Raw genomic sequence first — 21114 nt, forward strand, 5'->3', positions numbered from 1 at the left:
GAACGGCAATATAGGGTCTACCAGGACAACAGTCCATACAGGAACAAGAGATCATAGGCTCTCAATCAGCCTCCTCTTCATCGAGAGGTCTGTTCAAACGTCGCTGCTGTCTTGTTTGCGCTCTGCGAATAATCAAGCGTTTGTCTGAATTGGAGCAATTCCACCAGTCTTTAATTTCCTGCAAAGTACGACCACATCCTAAGCACACTTCACTATCGTCCAGACAACAATTACGCACACAGGGAGATGCTATCGACTCCATTGTCGGTATGCCTTTTCAAAACGGACCCTTAAAAGAGTAAATCAAAACTCCTTGACCAGCGATATTTTCTATCGTTAACTTTATCTATCTACTGATAGATAAATAGGAGTTTCTATGCAACAGATTCATACTCGTCTTGCCGTTATTGGCAGTGGACCAGGCGGATATTCTGCGGCCTTCCGTGCAGCCGATCTCGGAATGGAAGTGACACTAATTGAAAAGCACGACCAACTCGGTGGCGTGTGTCTGAATGTCGGCTGCATCCCATCAAAGGCTCTGCTTCACGTTGCCGAACAGTTCAATCACTTACCGTTGCTGAGACAATGGGGAATTACATCAACCGTTACTTCTCCTGACCTCAACGCTATCCGGGAACACAAAAACACTATTGTGAAGACCATGAGTCAAAACATCGCAATCATGGCCAGACAACGCAGAGTCAATGTGATAACCGGAGAGGCAACCTTTATTGACGATCATCATTTGCAGATCACTCAAAAAGACAAGCAGGTCAGACTAGGTTTTGATCACGTTATCATCGCGGTTGGTTCTCGCCCTAACATGCCTGATTTCCTGCCTCATGACGCCAGAATTATGGATTCGACAGCCGCCCTGCATCTGACAGAAATTCCGGACAGGATGTTAGTAGTCGGCGGCGGGATCATCGGCCTGGAATTAGGCACCGTATACCAGGCGCTGGGTACTCAAATCACTCTTATTGAATTTACTGATCAATTGATTCCCGCTGCAGACAAAGATCTGGTCAATCTGTTTCAACGCAGTAATAAGGGGCGCTTTAACATCAGACTTAATACCCGACTGACAGCGGTCTCAGCCCATCCCGGAGGAGTGACAACAACACTGCTCGGTGCAGATGATCAATCGGATCAAATGGATTTTGATGCTTTGCTGATTGCTATTGGCAGAACACCAAACGGCCACAGGATTGGAGCTGAGTTTGCGGGAGTATTCGTGGATCAGCGGGGGTTTATACCCGTGAATGATCAATTACAAACAAATGTGCCACATATATATGCCATTGGTGACGTAACCGGAAACCCTATGCTGGCACACCGGGCGTCACATCAAGCCCATACTGCAGCGGAAGTGATTGCAGGCCATAAGACCTACTTTACTCCGGTGGCCATTCCCAGCATCGCCTATACTCAACCGGAAATTGCCTGGACGGGTAAAACTGAAAAGGATCTCAAGTCAGCAGCTATTCCATATAAGGTCGCCACTTTTCCGTGGAGCGCTCTGGGACGCTCACATGCCAGTCAACACCCCGCCGGGAAAACCAAGTTGCTCTATCATCCCAGCACCGGCCAATTATTGGGAGCCGGGGTCGTGGGTCAGCATGCTGGTGAGCTTATCGGTGAACTGACACTGGCCCTGGAATTCGGTGCCAATATCGAAGATATCGGGTTAACCATTCATGCTCATCCAACCCTGCACGAATCCATTGGGCTGGCAGCAGAGGCAGGGCTGGGGACGATCACCGATTTGTTTCAACCGCGATAAGTTGATGATATGGGCCATTGCCCATGTTTCCGCTAGAATTCGCAAGTACATGAACCACATAAAGGAAGCTTGTTTTGCTTAGGATTTTTTTTAGCGGATTTTGCCTGCTTTTATCCATTTATCTGCCAGCGGACACTATCAACAGACACCCCGTACCCGAATGGGTCGAAACAGTTGAGGTACCAGCCGCTGAACGTCTGCCGGCAGATCAGGAAACCCAGTATCTGCTCGTCGATGAGCAGCGTAATTTTCTGAACAGCCATAAAGGCTATGCAAAGTTTTACCATTATGCTGAAAGACCCCTTAATCAGGATGGCCTGATGAATTCCGGGCGTGTTGAGATTACGTTTTATCCTCAGTATCAGTCTGTCCAACTGCATAAGTTGACAATTTGGCGCAACAATAAAGCGATGGATAAGTTTGCCAGCGCCCGCACTTCGTTGCTGGATGTTGAGGATGGAGCAGACAGCCATCTCTTTTCAGAAGCCAAGCAGTACCTGATTATTCTTGATGACCTGCGTCTTGGTGACACCGTTGAGGTGGCATACACAATTACCGGAAGCAATCCTGTATTTGGCACACATATAAACTATCTGACCAGCATCGGCTGGGGTGTACCGGTGGACAGAATTTACAAACGCACCTTACTTCCAGCCAATCACCGGATTAAAACCAAAATTTTCGGCTATCAGGGTAATCTTCAGTTACATACCGAAACCAAGGGTAATCAACAAACTCTTGTCTGGCAGCAGGATGACGTTCCCATGTATTCCTATGAAGAAGACACGCCATACGATGAGGACCCATATCCAAAACTGGAAGTGACAGATTTTAACGACTGGAAGGATGTCTCCGATTGGGCCGCATCATTATTTTCACTTGATAGTTTCAGCCCTGGTACCGAATGGCGGAACTGGCACCAGAAGCTATCAACACTTGAGAGCGATGAACAGAAAATACTGGCTGCGTTGAAAATGGTTCAGGAACAAATCCGTTATGTCGGCATCGAAGTCGGACAGAACTCGCATAAACCACATTCCCCCAATGAAACTCTTTCTCTAAGTTACGGTGACTGCAAAGACAAAACCCTGTTACTGGTTTCACTGTTGCGCGCCGAGGGTATCGATGCATGGCCAGCATTGGTCAATACCCGGGAAGGTGCCGCATTAAAAGATTATTTGCCTTCAGCAAAACTGTTCGACCATGTCATTACAGCAGTGCAATGGCGAGGTAAGCAATATTTCATAGATCCAACGAAGTCCTATCAGGCTGGCAATACATTGGCGGTACTGGGTTACACCGGTTACGACTATCACTTACCGGTCAAACCAGGTTCTGACCTGGAGGCCATGCCCCGCCTGCAGAGTAAATCTTCGGATATTGTCGTTCAGGAAACCGTAACAACCTTTAAATACAACTTGCCTACGCGCATGAAAGTCACCAGTACTTACACGGGCAATGAAGCTGATTATCAACGTTACCGTTTCAGCAACCAGAGTCATCAGGAAATTGCTCAAACTTACCTCAACTACTATGACCGGGAGTTTGGTGGAGCTTCAATAGCCGAGGAGATCAGCATCAGCGATAATGTTGCGGAAAACATCTTCAGTGTCACTGAGAGTTATTGGTTGCAGGGTTTCTGGAAGTTCAATAAAGAGCGTCCGGGCTATGAATACAAAGTCTATGGTTCAACCATCGACTCCTACATGAAACTTCCACGGCAGCTTTCACGGAAATATTCCCACTTTATTTCCAGCCCCAAAGATATCACTCATATCCTGGATATCAATTACCCCTATTTCTTCAAGCAACAGGATTTGCCGGACACCCAGACAGTGGATAACGAGTTCTTCCGATTTGAAGTGTCCACGGTAGACTATGGACATAAACAACGGTTTATTTTCCATTACCAGAATCATCGTGATCGCGTTCCGGCGGATCAAGTCAGAAACTATTACAACATGCTGGATAAAGCTCGTGATTATCTGTTTTACACCTATTGGATTACCATGGATAACCCTCTCCCCGAAACAGATCCTGGAAGTCTGTTGTTCCGCCAAACCCTGAATATTAACGGAGGAGAGCAACTATGAAAGTAATTAACGCGTTGCTAATTACAACCGCATTAATGTTTGGTTGCCAGACTGTGGCGGACAAATCCAATACAGAAAATCCTGAAGCAGTTAATAGTGACTGGATCAAAACCGGTCTGGAAACTAACTCGCCAATTGTAAGCAGTGCTGCTTTGGATTGGGTGCTCACCCAGGGTAACCAGCAACAGCTTGAACAGTTCATGAGTCAGGATTTGTCCAACCTTAAAACTTCAACCGGTGCTTATACGGATACATATCTGCCAACCATGAATGATTCCTGGCAGTTATTGAAAGCCGATACTCTTTCTGCTGATATCGCCCATTTGTACTATCGCACCAGAGGAGACGACTTCTTCTGGATCAGATTCGACCTATCACCAGATTCTCAGGGACACTGGCGTATCGATGATATACAGAATTTTGATAATGGCCTGAGTTATCAACAATGGCTACGACAACTCAAAACGGTTAACACGATATTGAACAAGTCTTCCAAAAGCCGATCGAAATCCAACCTCACTTTAAAAGAAGCTGCGATACTGGCTATGAATTCCCCGGACACGTTAAAATATCTTGGACTGGATCCTGAAATGGCAATTTTTGTTGATGTCAAAACCATTGATGTATCGCATCCTCTCACGAAACCATCACAGGCAACCTATCAGCGACAAATCGATAAAAATACAGACAAAATCCTGCCACTACAGGAATATTTTCTGTCTTTAAATACAAAAGATCTATCGATGATCAAACAAAAACAGCAGCAGTTTGCAAATATGACAGGAGACTTCTGGTGGCCAGTTTATTTTTATGGCAGATACATGCAGGCCATCGGTAATCAGTCTGAAGCCCAGCGACTGTTCAGGCAAGCCATTATCATTGACCCAGTAATAGATAGCAGTTATTTCACGTTGTTGGAGAGCTATGTTGCTGGCAAGCAATACTCTGAGGCCATAACGGTAATAAATTATCTAGATGAATTAGACTATATAATGGATCAGGAATATTTCTCAGACCCGATATATCATGATTTCATTCTAAGCCCTGAGTTTATTGCCTGGCAGAAAAGTCAGAAATCCTGATTCTCTATAAAACAAAAAGGAGTCTGTACAGACTCCTTTTTTATCAGATCACAGGAATTGAATTATAGCGCCAGCACTTTCTCCCCTCTGGCAATTCCAGTCACCCCGGAACGAGCCACTTCCATAATCGTTGCGGCGGAAGAAACAGACTCAATAAAGGCATCCAGTTTGTCAGATGTTCCCGTCAACTGGATGGTATAAGCATTGGGCGTAACATCGATAATCTGACCCCTGAAAATATCGCAGGTCCGCTTGACTTCTTCACGATTAGGTCCAGTCGCACGAACCTTAATCAGCAACATCTCGCGTTCAACATGAGTTCCTTCTGTCAGGTCAACCAGCTTGACGACCTCAATCAGCTTATTCAACTGCTTGGTGATCTGTTCAATAACCCGGTCGCTGCCAACCGTCACAAGAGTCATCCGGGACAAGGTTGGATCCTCAGTTGGCGCAACAGTCAGAGAATCAATATTGTAACCGCGCTGGGCAAATAATCCGACAACCCGGGCAAGCGCACCAGATTCGTTTTCCATCAATACTGAAATGATTCTACGCATGCTCAAGTCCTCTCCGTTTTGCTCAACAACATGTCACACATGGCACCATTCGGCACCTGCATTGGATATACATGCTCTTTGGGGTCAACAATTACATCGAGGAAAACCAGACGATCTTTAATACTCAGAGCTTCGCGCAGCGCCGGTTCCAAATCTTCTTTTCGATCAATTCTCATCCCAACATGGCCGTATGCTTCTGCCAATTTGACAAAATCGGGTAATGAGTCGAGATAGGAGTTCGAGTAACGGGATTCGTAATTGAGATCCTGCCACTGCTTAACCATACCCAGATAACCATTATTCAGATTAAGAATCTTGACAGGCAGCCCGTATTGCTTACAGGTCGATAGCTCCTGAATGTTCATCTGTATTGAACCTTCACCGGTCACACATACCACATCGTCATCCGGGAAACTGAGCTTCACCCCCATCGCTGCCGGGAAACCAAATCCCATTGTTCCCAGGCCTCCGGAGTTAATCCAACGATTAGGTTTATTGAACTTGTAATATTGGGCGGCAAACATCTGGTGCTGACCCACATCGGAAGTGATAAAAGCATCGCCATTGGTCACCTTCCAAAGTGTTTCGATCACCCACTGGGGTTTCATCTTGTCGGAATCATCTGTGAGATAACGACCTCCATGACGCTCCCTCCAATCATCGATACGTTTCCACCAATCTGCCAGTGCCTCCATATCCGGCTGTTCTTTACTGGCTTTGACCTGTTCGATCATTTCCTTGAGTACAGACTTAACCGGTCCGACAATCGGAATATGTGCGGCAACATTTTTAGAGATTGACGAAGGGTCGATATCGATATGAATAATCTGTGCATCCGGACAGAACTTCTTGGTGGCATTGGTTACCCGATCATCAAATCGCGCCCCAATAGCCAGAATCAAATCAGAATTATGCATGGTAAGGTTGGCTTCATAACTACCATGCATACCCAACATACCAACAAACTGACGGTCGGTTCCGGGATATCCTCCCAACCCCATTAACGTATTGGTGACCGGGAAATTCAACATTTTTGCCAGTGCCGTTAATTCTTCAGAGGCCCGCCCCAGAATAACGCCACCACCGGCATAAATGACCGGGCGTCTGGATTGCATCATTGCCTGAACGGCTTTTTTAATCTGACCACTGTGTCCACGCTGAACCGGGCTATAGGAGCGCAGCTTGATCTTATCCGGATATTCGAATGGAAACTTCTCGTTGGGCGTGGTCATGTCTTTGGGAACATCGACCACAACCGGTCCGGGACGGCCGCTTTGAGCAATGTAAAAAGCTTTTTTAATGATCGAAGGAATATCACGGGGATCACGCACGGTCATGCTGTGTTTGACCACCGGACGGGAAATACCCAGCATATCCGTTTCCTGGAAGGCATCATCACCGATCAGCCAGCTCATAACCTGACCAGTAATCACTACCATGGGGATAGAGTCTGTAAATGCTGTGGCAATACCCGTAATACCATTGGTTGCACCGGGACCGGAAGTCAGCAGTACCACCCCGGCTTTGCCAGTTGCACGAGCATAAGCATCCGCCATGTGAGTAGCAGCCTGTTCGTGGCGTACCAGTACGTGGCGAATATCTTTCTGCTGATGAATTGCGTCGTAAATATGGAGCACTGCACCGCCGGGATAGCCGTAAATATACTCTACGCCTTCTTCCTTCAGGGCACGCATGATCATTTCACCGCCAGATAACATTTCCGGCTGATTGGGAGAGTCCGACATTTCGAATCACCTCAATTGTGGATGACCTCTGGCAGCACTCAATGAATCACTCGGTAAAGTCATTCACCAGTACGGTTGATGGGTTTCGAACCTCTAATCAACGCTTGCCGTAATCATCGGGTTAATAACACAATCGCTACCATCGCTTCCTACCCCGCCCATCAGCAACAACATCACTGAACGACTGGATAAGACTCTCAGGCTGGATCACTATTTATTAGACCAGACACCCCAAGGTGGGTCAGAATATGGCTGGTCAATGTCTATAAAGAGTGTTAGCAAGGAGTGGTTATTCTCCACAGCTGACCTGTAAATAGCAACGTTTTGATGCATATTTGTGCCAATTTGCAGTCACAGAACAATTTTAGTGCACATATGACAAATAATAATTATTTGTAATTGACTCTATACATTTTCCGGCAAAACCATAGACTTGCATGCTTTTCTTTTTCTACCCCCTTTATCATTGACAAAGTTTATTCATCATGCCGCATACCAATCGTCCTCTTTATATTCCCTTTGCCGGCCCGGCTTTATTGGAAACCCCACTGCTGAACAAAGGTAGTGCGTTTACCTCTGAAGAACGTACCGCTTTCAATCTTGAAGGGCTGTTGCCTCACGCTATCGAAACCATCGAGGAGCAGAAAAACCGGGTATATCACCAGCTTTGTTCATTTCAGAACGATATGGACAAGCATATTTATTTACGCAATATCCAGGATACCAATGAGACGTTATATTTCCGTCTGGTAACTGATCACATGGAAGAGATCATGCCGCTGATTTATACCCCGACAGTTGGTCAGGCCTGTCAGTGGTTTTCAAAAATCTACCGTCGCAAACGTGGCCTGTTTATCTCCTATCCCGATCGGGATCGCATTGATGACATGCTGCAAAATGCCACCAAACATAACGTCAAGGTGATTGTGGTTACGGACGGCGAACGTATTCTGGGGCTTGGGGACCAAGGTATCGGCGGAATGGGAATCCCCATTGGGAAACTGGCCTTGTATTCAGCTTGTGGCGGCATAAGCCCGGCCTACACTTTGCCTGTTGTTCTGGATGTTGGCTGTAACAATCCGATGGTAATGGAAGACCCAATGTATATGGGATGGCGGCACCCACGCATCAGTGGCGATGAATACTTTGAATTTGTCGATTCATTTATTCAGGCAGTCAAACGTCGCTGGCCAAATGTACTGTTACAATTTGAAGACTTCGCCCAGGCGAACGCCATGCCGTTGCTGGAAAAATACCGCGATGACCTGTGTTGCTTTAACGACGATATCCAGGGTACCGCAGCGGTGACAGTCGGTACGCTGCTGGCAGCCAGTTATGCCAAAGGAGAACAGCTCAAAGATCAACGTATTGCCTTTATGGGAGCGGGTTCTGCGGGATGTGGTATCGCAGAACAGATTGTCGCTCAGATGGTATCTGAAGGTCTGACAGAAGCGGAAGCACGCGGCCGGATTTTTATGGTTGACCGCTATGGCCTGCTGACCGATGACATGCCGGACCTGATCAACTTTCAACGACCTCTTGCTCAGGCTCACTCTGACATCGATCAATGGCAGGTCAGTCATGACAAACTGGGCATGCTCGAAGTCATCAAACATGCTAAGCCGACGGTATTAATCGGCGTCTCCGGCCAGCCTGGACTCTTCACCCAGGAGATGCTGGAAACACTGGCCAGTCAGTGCGATCAGCCTGTCATCCTGCCGCTATCCAATCCTACCTCCCGGGTGGAAGCGGTTCCCGCTGACATCGTCAAATGGACCCAGGGGCGCGCCATTATCGCAACCGGTAGTCCATTCGCACCCGTTATTTTCAATAATCGGGAATATGTCATCCCCCAATGTAACAATTCATATATTTTTCCAGGCATTGGTCTGGGAGTGCTGGCTGTTGCCGCTAACCGGGTTACCAACAATATGCTAATGGCTTCCAGTACCGCATTGGCTAAAGTCTCTCCCAAAGTACAGGGCAGCGGCGAGGATTTACTGCCAAAGCTGGCAGACATTCGAGAAGTCAGCAAACAAATTGCCAAAGCGGTTGCACTACAGGCGATTCAGGATGACGTCGCCCTTGAACTACCAGAAAGCGCTATTGATGCCGCTATTGAGCGCAATTTCTGGTCACCTGAGTATCGTCAATATCGCAGGACTTCCTTTTAACCGAAAAACAGAATGTTTTTTGAAAGGATGACTTAGAAAGGGAAAGCGGATAATTAACAAGGATGTTTTGAGTGTTTAACAAGCACCCGGCTGGCAATGCATAAAGAATCACCAATTTTGCCTCAGACAACTAATCTGAAGTTGCTAATCCAGGGTAACAGTCATCGCATCACTGTATAGACTGTATAGCCCATCAGCATCAAACACCGCTACGGCAAATTCATAGGTACCGCGGCCAGCAACACTTACCTCAGCCTCTTCAATCAGCCCACCATAATCAGAAGCCCGGAGTGTTTGGTATTGATAGTTTTGGTCGGTCATTTTCCGGTATTTTATTTCATAACCTTCAATTTCATAAACATAGAGCGACTCACCATTTTCGCGATTCTCCGGGGTATCCCAGGAAATCCTAACCACCCTAACCGGATCGGTAGCAGATAGCGAATGATCAGACGCATCCAGCTGACAACCGGATAACACCAAAGAAAAAAAGAAGATGATGGAAAAGCAAATAGCAACTTTCATACAACCAACTACGAAGAATATTTATCTCCCTGAGTACATATCAAACACAGGCCAAAGCCATCAGGGAAATGGCAAAACCGACAACACGTATAAACAGATAGGTTCACAGAACACAGGCAAATGACCAAAGATCACCCAACAGCAAAAGCAATCAGGTTGCCACCGCCCTCCACTTACCCCACAACAACATAGTGCATGGAGTAATCGCGCTTAAACAGCCAGACGAACTATCGATGGAAAGCAGTGTAAACGATGAAACAACAAAGCGGCAACTGACAGATGTGCCCCTTATTCATCAATGATAACAGGCTCTCATTGTTTGGAATTACGGTATGAGAAAACAAAAGCCGACAACACCACGCACACTTTTGGCGCGCAGTATTGTCGACCATCTACAGCAGCAATTCGCCCAAATTTAGAACTGCTGTTTGCATACCAGAAAAATAATTCATCCGGTATAAGTCCCTGCTAGTTAACAGGCAGCTTGGCTAAAAACTATTTTGCCATCGCGATAATCCACCCGGATGCAATCTCCGGACTTAAACTCACCACTCAACAGCGCCATTGCCAATTCATTCTCAAGCATTTTCTGGATAACCCGTTTCAGCGGTCTGGCACCATAGACAGGGTCATAACCCGCTTCACACAGATAACTCATTGCTTCGGGCATCAGCTCCAGACCAATATGCTGATCTTCCAGACGCTTACGCAGCTGTGCAATCTGAATATTCGCAATACCCCTGAGTTGTTCACGCAGCAGCGGATGAAACACCACCAAGTCATCGACACGGTTAATAAATTCAGGTCGGAAATGACTGCCCACCACGTCCATAACCGCACGTTTCATATCCTCGTAGTTTTCTTCACCGGCCATATTCTGAATAATTTCAGACCCAAGGTTGGAGGTCATGACAATGACAGTATTACGGAAATCCACGGTTCTGCCCTGACCATCGGTCAAGCGGCCATCATCCAGCACCTGTAACAGAATATTAAACACATCCGGATGGGCTTTCTCGACCTCATCGAGCAACAGCACTGAATAGGGTCTGCGGCGAACAGCTTCGGTCAGATACCCGCCTTCCTCATACCCAACGTACCCGGGAGGAGCGCCGACCAAACGGGCAACCGAATGTTTCTCCATAAACTCCGACATATCGATACGCACCATGGCTTCCTGGGTATCAAACAGAAATTCGGCCAAGGCCTTGCACAACTCTGTTTTACCCACACCCGTCGGTCCCAAAAACAGGAACGAGCCGTTGGGACGATTGGGATCACTCAATCCGGAACGAGATCTGCGAATAGCATTGGCCACGGCCACTACTGCTTCGTCCTGACCAATGACCTTTTCATGCAGCTCTGTTTCCATGCGCAACAACTTATCACGCTCACCTTCGAGCATTTTATCAACAGGAATACCGGTCCAACGACTGACAATTTTGGCAATGGATTCCTCTGTTACCCGGTTATGCAGCAACTGCATATCCATCATGTCCGCCTGGGTCGCCATATCCAACTGTTTTTCCAGCTCTGGAATCAAACCATACTGAAGCTCGCTCATTCTCGCCAGATCACCAGCCCGACGTGCATTTTCCATTTGCAGCCGAGCTTCTTCGAGCTTCTCTTTGATCTGCTGTGATCCCTGCAAAGACGCTTTTTCTGTATTCCATATTTCTTCGAGATCCGCATACTCACGCTCAACCCCACTGATGGTTTCACGCAGATTTTCCAACCGGAGTTTAGAAGCGGCATCGTCTTCTTTTTTGAGCGCTTCGGCTTCAATTTTCAATTGAATCAAGCGGCGTTCTAGGCGATCCATGGCCTCCGGCTTGGAATCGATTTCCATCCGAATTCTGGAAGCCGCTTCGTCGATCAGATCAATCGCCTTATCCGGCAATTGCCGATCAGTAATATAACGCTGGGAAAGTTTCACCGATGCAATCAAAGCCGAATCATTAATACTGACACCATGGTGAATTTCATAGCGTTCTTTCAATCCTCGAAGTATGGCAATCGAATCTTCCTCATTCGGTTCACCCACAAAAACTTTCTGAAAACGCCGTTCCAACGCGCCGTCTTTTTCTATGAACAGGCGATACTCATCCAGCGTTGTGGCCCCCACACAATGTAACTCACCGCGAGCCAGAGCCGGTTTCAACATATTACCGGCATCCATCGCCCCTTCGGACTTACCGGCACCGACCATAGTATGCAACTCATCGATAAACAATATGATCTGTCCTTCCTGCTTGGACAGTTCATTCAGGACGGCTTTCAGTCGTTCTTCAAACTCACCACGAAATTTGGCACCGGCCAATAACGCACCTATATCAAGAGACAGCACCTTCTTGTTCTTCAAACCTTCCGGCACTTCACCATTGACAATCCTTTGCGCCAGTCCCTCAACAATGGCAGTTTTGCCGACTCCAGGCTCTCCAATCAGTACAGGATTGTTTTTCCTGCGCCGCTGCAGAACCTGAATAGTTCGTCTGATTTCATCATCCCGACCAATGACCGGATCGAGTTTCCCCTGCTCAGCCCTTTCAGTCAGATCAATACAGTAACGGTCCAGAGCCTGGCGGGTTTCTTCAGCCTGTTGCGTATCAACACCCTGACCTCCCCGAACCTGATCGATGGAATGACTCAATGCATCGACGGTTACACCAGACTCCCGCAACATGCTGGAGATCTCGCTTTTGTCCTGCACCATGGCCAGCAAAACAATCTCACTGGAAATGAACTGATCATTTCTTTTTTGCGACAGTTTATCCGCAACATTCAAAATCCGCCCAAGATCATTGGACATATGAACGTCACCGTCATGATTCTGAACAGTTGGCATGCGATCCAGTTTTTCTACGACCTGTTCCCGCAATGCCAGAATATTGGCTCCTGCTTTTTGCAGCAGCGGCCGTATACTGGAACTCTGTTGCTCCAGCATGGCACTCAATAAATGCACCGGTTCGATAAAGTTATGATCTTTACCAACCGCTACAGACTGAGCATCAGACAATGCCAGCTGCAACTTACTGGTTAATCGATCTATTCTCATAATATCCCCACAAATTCAATGTTTATGCTTGTCTGCATAGGTGGGGGTCAGCAAAAACTTTTCAATTGACTGACAGCAGGCAAACAGGATTTATTCAATCCAGATCAAACTGACCATTCTGCCTGTGGTGTGATCGCGACGATAAGAGAAAAACCGTTCTGACTCAGTCACGGTACAAGACTGACCGCCATAAATATGCTCGATACCCAGCTGCTGTAACCTCTGCCGGGCCAGTTGATAAATATCCGCAAGATACTTCCCCGGAGTCGGTAATGGCTGAAACGCATTTTCATGAACAGGATTCACAGAGACATAGGCCTGCCTGACTTCTGCGCCAACTTCGAAAGCGGTTGGACCGATTGCAGGTCCAAGATAGGCCATCCAGTCACTCCCGACTCCGTCACATTTCTTAACAGTTGACTCGATGACTCCAGCTACTAAGCCCCGCCATCCGGCATGGACAACGGCTGCCTGATGACCATTGCGATGACATAAAAACACCGGTAGACAGTCTGCCGTCATGACCGCTGCCGCCATTCCTGGCGCGCGCACATAAGCCGCATCGGCATCTACACCAATATTTTCCGTGCAGGCCAGCACCACCTCAGTACCATGGACCTGATTTAACCAGCACAATGGCACCCCCGTTAACTCCACCAACCGCTGGCGGTTAGCAGTCACCGCCGCCTCGCTATCGCCAACATGGCGGGCCAGATTGAAACTATCGAACGGTGCCTGGCTAAACCCACCGGTTCGGGTGGTATAACAGGCTTTAACCGACACCGGCGCAGGCCAGTCCAGCCATTCGATACTATTCACCAATCACCTCCGGCCTGCTGATGATCGTCTCTCAGAGTCTCCAGCAGGTTATGCAGATCCTCCGGCAACTCGACCTCCCACTGCATGAGTTCACCACTTTGCGGATGTCTTAACTGCAACGCTTTGGCATGCAATGCCTGACGTTGAAAGTGCTTAAGTGCATCCGCAAGCTCTGGACCACATTGTTTAGGTAGACGCATCCGTCCGGCGTACAGTGGATCTCCAACCAATGGATGCTGAATAAAAGCCATATGTACACGGATCTGATGGGTTCTGCCAGTTTCCAGCTTGACTCGGATATGAGTATGATTCTGAAAACGCTCCAACACCCTGTAATGAGTGACCGCTTCTTTACCAGTTGGATGAACCGCCATTTTCAGGCGATTGGTGTTGTGGCGGGAAATAGGCTCATCAATGGTTGCTCCGCCAGTTAATACCCCCATACACACAGCCTCGTACTCGCGCCCCATTTCGCGGCTCTGCAGTTGCTGCACGAGACTATTCTGCGCCTCCAGCGTACGGGCAATGACCATCAATCCGGAGGTGTCCTTATCAAGCCGGTGCACGATGCCAGCCCGGGGTAAGTTAATCACTTCGGGATATCGATACAGCATGGCATTCAAAACGGTTCCATCGGGATTTCCGGCTGCCGGGTGCACCACCAGACCTGCTGGTTTGTTAATCACAATAATCTGATCGTCTTCATGAACGATTTCCAAAGGAATATCCTGAGCCAGCCATTCTCCTTCGGGCGTCAGTTCAGCCTCCAGCGTCAGTATTTCTCCACCAATCAGCTTTTCTTTGATTTTACGCGCCTCACCATCCACCTTCAGCTGTCCGTCTTTAATCCAGGACTGAAGCCGGCTGCGGGAATATTCCTGGAACAACTCAGCCGCGACCTGATCCAGCCGTTTCTGGCCTAATTCATTGGGAACGGTCACTTTTAAAGAAATATGATCTGCCATCTGAAAATCTGCTGTGGTTAAATGTGCGCCCATTGTAGACAACCGATGTTGAATCTTCGAATGAAGTTATTAGCTTTCCCAAAAATCCCAGCCATTCTTATCACCAGCCTGATTATCAGCTCCTGTGCAACCCAGGTTGTGGATGAAGAGTCTTTATACCAAGCCGCTGAAAAGAGCATGGATAGGAAGAACTACACCACGGCACTGAGTAAGTTGAAACAAATGGAGGATCTGTATCCATTTAGCCGCTATGCAGTGCAGGTTCAACTGGATCAGATTTACGCGACTTATAAATCCAGAAACCTGGCCGAGGCTGTCGTATTGGCAGACCGTTTTGTGCGGCTGAATCCAGATGATCCGCAAGTAGAATACGCCTGGTATCTGCGTGGACTGGCCGCTTATGATCTATCGCTGAAAGGCACTTCCATCGTCAACGGTAATTATCCTGAAGCGCGAAACCCTTCGGCAGCGCAGATGGCGTTTACCTATCTGGATGATTTTGTCTTTCGTTTTCCTAAAAGCGAATACGCACCTGATGCCCGTTATAAGATGAATATTATCCGTAACCGCCTGGCTCGGCATGAACTGGTTGTGGCTGATTTTTACCTTCGCCGTGGAGCCTGGGTTGCCGCCGCCAATCGTGCAGTAACGGTACTGGAACAATATGAAGGCAGCACTGCGTCCGCCGACGCGCTGGCTATCCTGGCAACCGCATATGGCGAGATGGATCAGCCAGATCTGCAACAAAAGACCGTTGCCATCCTGCAGTCCAACTTTCCCGACCACCCCAGCCTGAGCAAAGGCAGCTTCAAGTCAGTCAGGTAAAACATTACCTGACTCCTGTCTGAGATCAGATACCCGGTTTCCAGGCGTTGGTAATCGGGTAACGACGATCCCGCCCAAATCCTCGGGGCGTTATCCTGACGCCCTCTGGAGCCTGCCTGCGTTTGTACTCATTGATATCAATCAGGCGAATCACCTTGGTAACGTCCGCCCTGTCAAATCCGGCGGCCACAATGGTCTCTAACGACTCATCGTTCTCAACATAGCGTTCTATCAGCTGATCCAATATCGCATAAGGCGGCAGACTGTCTTCGTCTTTCTGATCCGGTGCAAGTTCTGCCGACGGTGGACGATCAATGACTCGTTGCGGAATCACAGGACTCAGGGTATTTCGATGACGAGCCAGTTCGAATACCAGGGTTTTGGGAACATCCTTCAGTGCGTTAAATCCTCCGCACATGTCACCATACAGGGTGGCATAGCCTACGGCCATTTCGGATTTGTTTCCGGTTGTCAGTACCATGTATCCGGTCTTATTGGAGATGGCCATCAACAATTGTCCACGAATCCGAGCTTGCAGGTTTTGTTCGGTAGTATCCACAGGCAAGCCATCAAATAAGGGTTTAAGAGTCTCCATTCCGGCATGGAACATACTGGCAATTGGTAACACTGAATACCGCACCCCCAGAGCCTCTGCTTCAGCTTTTGCATCATCCTGGCTCATCTGGGAGGTATATTCGAACGGCAGCATCACCGCATGCACACGCTCGGCTCCCAGTGCGTCAACGGCAATCGCCAGCGACAGACCAGAATCGATGCCACCGGAAAGGCCCATGACCACACCTTTAAAACCATTACGGTTGACATAGGCGCGCAGGCCCTGAATCAGGGCCAGATAGACACTTTCAAATCTGGGACGGGGAGGTATGACTGAACCACCGTTAACCCCAATGTTTTCGCCATTTCGGTATAGCTCTACGATATCGAGGCGTGACTCATATGTTGGCAGCGTATGCTGAACCCCGTCAGCAGTCACAACCATAGAGCCGCCATCAAACACCAGCTCATCCTGGCCACAGTTGTGATTGACATAGACGACGCAAAGACCATACTTCCCGGCCACCTGACTTACCCTCGCTCTGCGCTGTTCATCCCGATCTATGTGATACGGCGAACCATTGATATTAAACAGTATCTCCGCGCCGGATTCGGCTGCACCACGAACGGGCTGATCGAACCAGATATCCTCACAAATGGTCAACCCGCACTGAAATCCATCTATTTCAATAACGCTGGTGTCCTGGCCTTCAGAAAAATAGCGCTTTTCATCAAACACCTGATAATTAGGTAGTCGTTGCTTGGCATATTCGACGAGTATGTGTCCTTCATAGATGACGGCCAGTTTGTTATACAGCAGCCCATCTTCGGATTTGGGGAATCCAACCACCATATAGATCGGCAACTTGGCCTCGAGCAGAGTATTCATCGCAGCCTCTACCCGAATAGCCATACTGGGGCGCAGCAATAAATCCTCTGGCGGATATCCTGTGATGGTCAATTCAGGAAACACGATCACCCGAGCGTTCTGTTGCAGTGCACTACGGGCCAATGTGATCATTTTTTCGGCATTCCCGGAAATATCTCCAACCGGAAACTCATCTTGCGCCAGTGCCACTTTCAGACTATTCAAACTAATACCACTCCAAACAAACCAAGCCCGTATTCTGCGCAAAGGCAGTCAGATTGCAATGATATTCGAATGGAATACAACCTGATATTGGCTTTATACTGACTTTAAAAATAAGGGACTGCACAACCTGCAGCAATAAATCATCCAATGGAAAATCAAACCGTCAGCATTACCAACCTCAGCAGGCGCCGCCAGAACGTTCTGATGAGTTTCTTTAATCTTTATCGCATAGCCCTCGCCAGCCTGCTTTTTTTGATGATACAGCTCGGGTGGCTGTCATTTAGTTTTTCCATCGAAAATGCCCGCGAGACGATTATTGTCAGCCTGGGCTTTTATCTGGTGCTCTGTGCGATTGCCATCGCCATCACGGTCAAACAACTGCTCAGCCAAACGTCCGTACTGGCAATCATGATAACGGATATCATGCTACTGACATTGGCCCTGAAGACCATCGGAGGTGTCACCAGTGGCCTGGGGAATCTCATTATTGTCAGCGTCGCGGTGGGAACATTGTTTCTGTCGTTCAGAAACAGTCTGTTATTAGCGGCCTTCGCAACCTCTTCAGTGGTCTATACAGAGCTGTTATCGGGTATTGCACCAAACAATCCACAGCAGGCAGCATTTCTCGGATTGGCTTTTTTTGCCACGACGATCGTTATCCAGTATCTAATGAGCCGAACCCGCTCCAGCGAAAAACTGGCGGAGATTCAGGCGGAAAACATACTGAGCCTTGAGGCGACTAACCAACTGATCCTGCAACGGATGCATACTGGTATCATTGTGAGTTCAATTAAGGGCATCATTCATACCAGCAATCAGGCCGCGGCAAGATTGATTACCGACTCAGAAACAGAGTCCATTCAGAACAAGAAGTTACCGCCGGTAATATGTGAGCTGCTGCAACAATGGCTGAACCAGGAGCATATCGCTTCACATATCGTAAAAATTCACCCCAAGATGCCCGAAGTATTTGTGAACTTCACGTCGCTACAGAATAATAAAAATTCCGATGTCATCATATTTATGGAAGACACCAGTAAAACCGCTCAGCAGGCCCAGCAGCTGAAACTTGCCTCTTTGGGGCGTTTTACCGCCAGTATCGCTCACGAAATCCGCAATCCACTGGGAGCAATCAGCCACGCAGCACAGCTACTGGAAGAGTCACCGAATATTGATCAGACCGATTCCCGCATGATTCAAATCATCAAGAATCACTCTCAGCGGATGAACACGATTATCGAAAACATTCTTCAGTTATCGCGTCGTGCAGAATCTAATGCTGAAATTATCAATTTAAAAGATTGGCTGATGGAGTTTCTGGTTATTTTTCAGGAAGCCCATAAAGACGCCAGAATCGAAACCCGCGTTGCTGACGATCTGATGATCAAATTTGATCCGTCGCATCTACAACAGGTATTGACCAACCTGATCAGTAACGGCCTGAGGTATAGTAAAATGGCTGGAAACCGCTGCGAAGTTGAAATTGTGGCCGGCATACTCAATGCCAACAACCAGCCGTATCTCGATGTTATTGACTTCGGTCCGGGCATTTCAGCAGAAAACCGCGATAAATTGTTTGAACCTTTCTTTACTACTGAGAAAACAGGTACTGGACTGGGCTTGTTTCTTACTAAAGAACTTTGTGAGGCAAATCAGTCACAAATCATGCTGGCAGAGTCAACAGAACAAGATCCATCAGCAACAATTGGCTGCTGTTTTAGGATATTATTCTCTCACCCAAACCGTTTGACATATATGGAATGACACTATGGATACCTTGGCAACCGCATTAATCATAGACGACGAACCGGACATTGTTGAACTTCTGGAAATTACCCTTGGTCGTATGGGGCTAGGAACTATCGCTGCAACCAGTCTGGCACAAGCACAAAAATTGCTGGCAGAAAAAGAGATTCATATCTGTCTGACAGACATGAATCTGCCAGATGGAAATGGCCTGGACCTGGTGGAAACAATACAACAAAAATACAGTAATATTCCGGTTGCAGTAATCTCCGCACATGGCACGATGGACTCTGCAATTGATGCACTAAAACGAGGAGCCTTTGACTTTGTCTCCAAACCTGTAGATCTGCAACAACTCAGGGATCTGGTGCATTCTGCACTCAAACTGGCAAACCGGATCCGTAAACCAGAAAATGAAATAAATCGGCAAGCCAACCTAATCGGCAAATCTGAACCTTTTATAGAACTGCTGGACAATGCTGAAAAATTGGCCCGCAGTCAGGCTGCTGTATTTATCAATGGTGAATCCGGTACCGGTAAAGAGCTCATCGCCCGCTATATTCACAATCAGGGCCCCAGGGCTGAACAACCATTTATTGCAGTAAACTGTGGAGCAATACCATCAGAATTAATGGAAAGTGAGTTTTTTGGTCACAAAAAGGGCAGCTTTACTGGAGCAATCGCAGACAAAGAAGGCTTTTTCCAGGCCGCAAATGGAGGAACTTTATTTCTTGATGAAGTTGCTGATTTGCCATTGAATATGCAGGTAAAACTGCTACGCGCAATTCAGGAAAAATCCATCCGACCGGTGGGATCACAAAAGGAACTGCCGGTTAACGTGAGAATACTCAGCGCCAGTCATAAAAACCTGCTGGATGAAGTGGAAGATCAGAACTTCCGTCAGGATCTGTTTTATCGAATCAATGTTATCCAATTGGATATTCCACCGCTGCGGGAAAGATTTGAAGACATTCCTCTTTTGGCCCATCACTATCTCGAAAAACTGGCCACATCATACGGCGTTCGCCCCAGAGAACTGACAAGAAGCGCCCAGGAAGCACTTCAGGTATATGACTTTCCCGGTAATATTCGAGAGTTGGAAAATATTTTGGAGCGTGCTTTTGCAATGTCAGACGGCGCAAAAATTGAGCCTAAAGATTTGGCCCTGCGGCGGAATGATTCTTCTGCCTCACTAAGCTCAGGCAGCAGTCTGAGTGCGCTGGAGACGCCTGAATATGAAGCTGGAAGCAATCTTGAGGATTATCTGGAATCAATCGAAAGAAAGGTTATAACCGATGCATTGGAGGCAACACGCTGGAATAAAACTGCGGCAGCCAAAAACCTGGGAATCACCTTCAGAGCCATGAGGTATAAGCTTAAAAAACTGGGGCTCGAATAACAGAGTATCGTTTTAGTAAACCAAGGGTATAGAATCACGCTACTTTAGAAACATTGATTGAGATAGATAAAAAACAACGACAATATTCCGGGCAGACAGACATTAAAAAGGAATATTGTCATGAAAGGAAAAGGATTTTCGGTAATTGAACTCATGCTGGTAATCGCAGTTTCAGGCATACTGATAGCAGTTGCGATCCCAACATTTTCAACGCTTTTAGAAACCAACAAAGTCAAATCAGCTTTGTTTATTCTGCAAAATCAAATACAGACTGCCAGGGAAAGTGCCGTTTTTAACAATACCACTGTGACTATGTGTCCGCTGTTTCAGGGCCGATGCACCGACTTATGGAGTAAAGGATATTCCATCTTCTATGATCAAAATGCGAACCGGGTATTTGACCCGGAAGACACAATGATCTCGCAATATGATCCTCTGCCGGAAGTGACACTGTTATGGAATCCGGTTAAGAATAGTAATGCATTACAGTACGATCCCACTGGAACCACACACAAAGCGAACCAAAATGGGACATTTTCAATCTGTTCCACCAGAGCCTTTGTACCCGCCTACGGTGTCATCATAAATCGTCAGGGAAGAATGTGGACCGGTGTTGACAAAGACAGAGATCAGTACTTGGATGGGCAATCCTCATCAAGATTTATTCGTTGCTGAGGCTCTTCAACATCAAGATATTT

Annotated in this window: 16 protein-coding genes; 8 read left to right on the forward strand and 8 right to left on the reverse strand. The window is 47.4% G+C overall.

Annotated elements, in window-relative coordinates; genetic code table 11:
* Nucleotides 1–61: 61 nt before the first annotated feature.
* Nucleotides 62–262 carry a DUF1289 domain-containing protein gene (locus YC6258_RS29150; RefSeq protein WP_044619152.1) on the reverse strand — a complete coding sequence of 67 codons (201 nt, stop codon included), beginning with the start codon at nt 260–262 and terminating at the stop codon, nt 62–64.
* 114 nt (nt 263–376) lie between these two features.
* On the opposite strand from YC6258_RS29150, the gene lpdA reads away from it, so the two are divergent.
* From lpdA to YC6258_RS24165, 3 genes are all read left to right on the forward strand, one after another.
* Nucleotides 377–1783 (forward strand): dihydrolipoyl dehydrogenase, encoded by a 1407-nt coding sequence (lpdA, locus tag YC6258_RS24155; protein ID WP_044619153.1) that lies wholly within the window; start codon nt 377–379, stop codon nt 1781–1783.
* A gap of 74 nt (nt 1784–1857) precedes the next feature.
* Nucleotides 1858–3876 carry a DUF3857 domain-containing transglutaminase family protein gene (locus tag YC6258_RS24160; protein WP_044619154.1) on the forward strand — a complete coding sequence of 673 codons (2019 nt, stop codon included), beginning with the start codon at nt 1858–1860 and terminating at the stop codon, nt 3874–3876.
* Nucleotides 3873–4958 (forward strand): hypothetical protein, encoded by a 1086-nt coding sequence (locus YC6258_RS24165; RefSeq protein WP_044619155.1) that lies wholly within the window; start codon nt 3873–3875, stop codon nt 4956–4958. Before YC6258_RS24160 ends, YC6258_RS24165 begins: the two co-directional genes overlap by 4 nt.
* A gap of 62 nt (nt 4959–5020) precedes the next feature.
* Here the strand turns inward: YC6258_RS24165 and ilvN are convergent, their stop codons facing one another.
* Together ilvN and YC6258_RS24175 are read right to left on the reverse strand one after the other, a co-directional pair.
* Nucleotides 5021–5515 carry an acetolactate synthase small subunit gene (gene ilvN / locus YC6258_RS24170; protein WP_044619156.1) on the reverse strand — a complete coding sequence of 165 codons (495 nt, stop codon included), beginning with the start codon at nt 5513–5515 and terminating at the stop codon, nt 5021–5023.
* 2 nt (nt 5516–5517) lie between these two features.
* Nucleotides 5518–7260, reverse strand: coding sequence for an acetolactate synthase 3 large subunit (locus tag YC6258_RS24175; RefSeq protein ID WP_044619157.1), 1743 nt, complete (start codon nt 7258–7260; stop codon nt 5518–5520).
* 485 nt (nt 7261–7745) lie between these two features.
* On the opposite strand from YC6258_RS24175, the gene YC6258_RS24180 reads away from it, so the two are divergent.
* A complete protein-coding gene (locus YC6258_RS24180) occupies nt 7746–9434 on the forward strand; it encodes an NAD-dependent malic enzyme (RefSeq protein ID WP_044619158.1) in 1689 nt (562 codons plus the stop codon).
* 144 nt (nt 9435–9578) lie between these two features.
* Here YC6258_RS24180 and YC6258_RS24185 read toward each other — a convergent pair whose 3' ends face one another.
* The 4 genes from YC6258_RS24185 to rluD form a co-directional block, all read right to left on the reverse strand.
* Nucleotides 9579–9959: a hypothetical protein gene (locus tag YC6258_RS24185; RefSeq protein ID WP_044619159.1), complete on the reverse strand. Its 381-nt coding sequence runs from the start codon at nt 9957–9959 to the stop codon at nt 9579–9581.
* 472 nt (nt 9960–10431) lie between these two features.
* Complete coding sequence (gene clpB / locus YC6258_RS24190) at nt 10432–13014, reverse strand: ATP-dependent chaperone ClpB (RefSeq protein ID WP_044619160.1); 2583 nt, start codon at nt 13012–13014, stop codon at nt 10432–10434.
* Between the two features lie 90 nt (nt 13015–13104).
* Nucleotides 13105–13833: a peptidoglycan editing factor PgeF gene (pgeF, locus tag YC6258_RS24195; protein WP_044619161.1), complete on the reverse strand. Its 729-nt coding sequence runs from the start codon at nt 13831–13833 to the stop codon at nt 13105–13107.
* Nucleotides 13830–14798, reverse strand: coding sequence for a 23S rRNA pseudouridine(1911/1915/1917) synthase RluD (rluD, locus tag YC6258_RS24200; protein WP_044620389.1), 969 nt, complete (start codon nt 14796–14798; stop codon nt 13830–13832). The genes pgeF and rluD overlap by 4 nt, the downstream gene beginning before the upstream one ends.
* 60 nt (nt 14799–14858) lie before the next feature.
* Between rluD and YC6258_RS24205 the strand changes: the two genes are divergently transcribed.
* Nucleotides 14859–15623 carry an outer membrane protein assembly factor BamD gene (locus tag YC6258_RS24205; protein ID WP_044619162.1) on the forward strand — a complete coding sequence of 255 codons (765 nt, stop codon included), beginning with the start codon at nt 14859–14861 and terminating at the stop codon, nt 15621–15623.
* Between the two features lie 25 nt (nt 15624–15648).
* On the opposite strand, the gene YC6258_RS24210 is transcribed toward YC6258_RS24205, so the two are convergent.
* Nucleotides 15649–17271: an NAD+ synthase gene (locus YC6258_RS24210; RefSeq protein ID WP_082070875.1), complete on the reverse strand. Its 1623-nt coding sequence runs from the start codon at nt 17269–17271 to the stop codon at nt 15649–15651.
* Between the two features lie 147 nt (nt 17272–17418).
* Between YC6258_RS24210 and YC6258_RS24215 the strand changes: the two genes are divergently transcribed.
* From YC6258_RS24215 to YC6258_RS24225, 3 genes are all read left to right on the forward strand, one after another.
* On the forward strand, nt 17419–19035 hold the full coding sequence (locus tag YC6258_RS24215; RefSeq protein ID WP_044619163.1) for a sensor histidine kinase: 1617 nt from the start codon (nt 17419–17421) through the stop codon (nt 19033–19035).
* A gap of 4 nt (nt 19036–19039) precedes the next feature.
* Nucleotides 19040–20416 (forward strand): sigma-54-dependent transcriptional regulator, encoded by a 1377-nt coding sequence (locus tag YC6258_RS24220; protein WP_044619164.1) that lies wholly within the window; start codon nt 19040–19042, stop codon nt 20414–20416.
* A 120-nt stretch (nt 20417–20536) separates the two neighbouring features.
* Nucleotides 20537–21091 carry a GspH/FimT family pseudopilin gene (locus YC6258_RS24225; RefSeq protein ID WP_044619165.1) on the forward strand — a complete coding sequence of 185 codons (555 nt, stop codon included), beginning with the start codon at nt 20537–20539 and terminating at the stop codon, nt 21089–21091.
* Nucleotides 21092–21114: the final 23 nt, after the last annotated feature.

It is taken from the genome of Gynuella sunshinyii YC6258 (assembly GCF_000940805.1).
Lineage (GTDB): Bacteria > Pseudomonadota > Gammaproteobacteria > Pseudomonadales > Natronospirillaceae > Gynuella > Gynuella sunshinyii.